Origin of the sequence: Thermococcus sp. (assembly GCF_027008145.1) — an archaeon.
Classification (GTDB): Archaea; Methanobacteriota_B; Thermococci; order Thermococcales; family Thermococcaceae; genus Thermococcus.
In genome coordinates this window covers 1-2,640 of sequence record NZ_JALTCZ010000068.1, presented here as the reverse complement: position 1 = coordinate 2,640, position 2,640 = coordinate 1, and the positions used below count along the sequence as shown (strand labels likewise).

Here is a 2,640-nt window from a genome sequence, read left to right as displayed (position 1 = left end):
AGCTCTCGATACTCCGCTATGAATACGGCAGGAGGGAGATAGAGTTCTTGGATGATACTTTCACCCTCAACAAGGTCAGGGCCGTTAAGATAGCCGAGGCCATAAAAAGGGAGGGATTGGATATAACCTGGACTGCCTCCTCAAGGGTGAACACAATCAACGAAAAGGTTGCGAAGGCTATGAAGGCCGGAGGCTGTCACACCGTCTACTTCGGCATAGAGTCGGGAACCCAGAGGATACTGGACTTCATAGGAAAGGGCATAACGCTGGAGCAGTCAGTCGATGCCGTGAAAACCGCTAAAAAGGCCGGGCTGAGGGCGCTCGGGTCGTTTATAATAGGCTTTCCAGATGAGACAAGGGAGGAGGTCGACGCCACAATAGCCTTCGCCAAGAAGGTTGGAGTGGACTTCGCCCAGTTCACCATAGCGACCCCCTACCCAGGGACGCGGCTCTGGGCCTACGCCGTCCAGAATAACCTCCTCCTCACTAGGAACTGGAGGAAGTACACCACCGTAGACCCTGTGATGAAGTTGAAGTACTTCACCCCCGAGGGCATAGCCAAGATGCTGAGGAGGGCTTACCTTGCCTTCTACCTGAGGCCTAAGGTTCTCCTGAAGGATCTCGTTGAGAGGCACGGCTTCATATTCAAAAGAGCCATCAGAGGCATCCTGAACGTTTATTATGACGCAAAAAGAAGCAGAAAATCCACGAACGTTGCCCTCAAGACAATGTCCTTTGACTGACCTCATCCTTTACATTTTCCCAGACTTCCCTTACGAAGGACTTCGTGTCGCTCATCGAGTCTATCTTTACTTTTCTCCTCGTCCTGACGAGGTACTCGACAGCCCCCGCGTACTGGAGGGCGTACTTGCCGACGAGCTGTGCCCCGTTCAGTCTGCTGTTCTCGATGAAGAGCTTCGCTATGTGCGAGCCGTGCCACACCTCCTTCCTCGCCCCGATGAAAGTCCCTATGGACGCGAAGACCCTGTCAAATATGGTAATGATGTTCATGTTTATCGAACCGCGGTAGCGCTTCTCAACGCCGAGCATGTTGTAGCCGGCAACCCTTCCCTGCTCCCTCGCGAGCGGCCAGATGGCGAAGATGCCGTAGCGACCGGTTACCAAGTCGCGCGTCTCGGCGCAGTCCCCTGCTGCGTATACATCTTCCACGTTCGTCCTCATCCTCTCGTCCGTGAGTATGCCGCCCCTCTCTCCAAGGGCTATCCTTCCGTCAAGGAAGCTCAGGTTGGGCTTCACGCCGATCGCCGCGACCACGATGTCGCCGTAGATGATACCGCAGGGGGCCTTGACGCCCTCCACAGGGTCGCCTACGAGGTCTATGCTCTTCTCGAAGAGAACCTTGACGCCGTTCAGTATCATCACGTCCCTTATGATGTCCGAGATGTCCTCGTCGAAGAGCCTCCTGAGGATCCTCGAACGGCAGATTATCACGGGATCGGCCCCGAGCCTTTTCAGGGCTATCGCGGTCTCGACCGCCACCGGGCCGGCGCCGATTATTATCGCCCTCCCGCGCACCTTCCTGAGCCTCTCGGCGTCTTCCAGGGTTCTGACGCCTATGACGTTCTCCCTCCTGAACTGGGGGATTATGTTGGGCTTCGCACCGCTCGATACGAGAAGCCTGTCGTAGTCTATCTCCTCCCCGTTGTCGAGGAGCACCTTCTTGGTATCAGTATCGACCATAACGACCTCCCTGCCCATGAGGTAGTCTATACTGTTGGAGCGGACGAAGTGCCAGTTCCAGATGAAGAGTTCATCCCTCCCCACGGTTCCCTCTATGTAGTACGGCAGGGCCGCCGGCGAGTAGGGAAGGGTCTTCTCCCTGTTTATGACCAGAACTTCATCCTCAGAGTTGCCCCTTATGGTCTCAGCGGCGGCGGTTCCGGCCCCGCCAGCGCCTATAATAACGTGCCTCATGCCAGATCACCCAGCCCGAGCTTTTCGAGGGTCTCCCGGGTCGGGACGCCGTTCCCGTCCCAGCCCCGGAGAGAGTAATAAAGCCTCTTCATCCTCTCAAGCTTCTCTCTGTCGAGCTTCACCTCTCCTTTGAAGAGCCTCGGCGACAGCTCATCCCTCCCGTCTCCATGCTTGAGGTTGAAGAGCCTCTCAAGGGTTCTTATCCTCTCGGCGGTTCTCATCAGCTCGTCCTCGGTTATGCCTTCTCCGGTTACTGCCTTGAAGGCTTTGGCCCAGAGCTTAAGTGGGGTCGTCAAAAGCGCTATGATGCAGACGCCGAGGGAATCCGCTATTATGTGCAGGTTCTCCCAGAGGACTGCGAAGCGGACCTTGCTTTCAGAGTAGCTCCATGGATAGGCCGCTTCAACGTCTCCGACGAACATCTCTGCCATCCGCTCGGCCTGCTCTTTTTTGACGTAGTAGTAGAACTCGGGGAATCCGTAAAGGGCCCTGTTAACTCCACCGGAGTCTGCAACGGCAGAGATGAGGGCAGAGCCAACGAAGGGCCTTACGTCGCTGCTCCACGACTCCATTCCGCCCTTGACGTAGACCGCTGGCACTCCAAAGTGCTCGCTCGCCCTCTTGATTCCCTCTGCAAAAACGTCGTCTTCGCCTTCCCTCTTCACGGTCCTCTCGATGAAGTCGAGGATTTCTTCGCTCCCGAGC

The 2,640-nt window shown here is 56.3% G+C and carries 3 protein-coding genes; 1 reads left to right on the top strand and 2 read right to left on the bottom strand.

The features are described 5' to 3' along the window. Positions 1-743, top strand: a 743-nt coding sequence (locus MVD07_RS03395; protein ID WP_297498668.1) for a radical SAM protein, incomplete at its 5' end; no start/stop codon positions are given. On the opposite strand, the gene MVD07_RS03390 is transcribed toward MVD07_RS03395, so the two are convergent. Continuing rightward, a complete protein-coding gene (locus MVD07_RS03390; RefSeq protein ID WP_297498666.1) occupies positions 721-1,935 on the bottom strand; it encodes an NAD(P)/FAD-dependent oxidoreductase in 1,215 nt (404 codons plus the stop codon). The two genes, MVD07_RS03395 and MVD07_RS03390, sit on opposite strands and share 23 nt — an antisense overlap. Next, a partial coding sequence (locus MVD07_RS03385; RefSeq protein WP_297498663.1) for an aldehyde ferredoxin oxidoreductase C-terminal domain-containing protein occupies positions 1,932-2,640 on the bottom strand: 709 nt, incomplete at its 5' end. The genes MVD07_RS03385 and MVD07_RS03390, both read right to left, overlap by 4 nt.

Coding starts and splice junctions, on each gene's coding strand:
- MVD07_RS03390 (WP_297498666.1), bottom strand. CDS start 1,935: ATGAGGCACGTTATTATAGGCGCTGGCGGGGCCGGAACCGCCGCCGCT.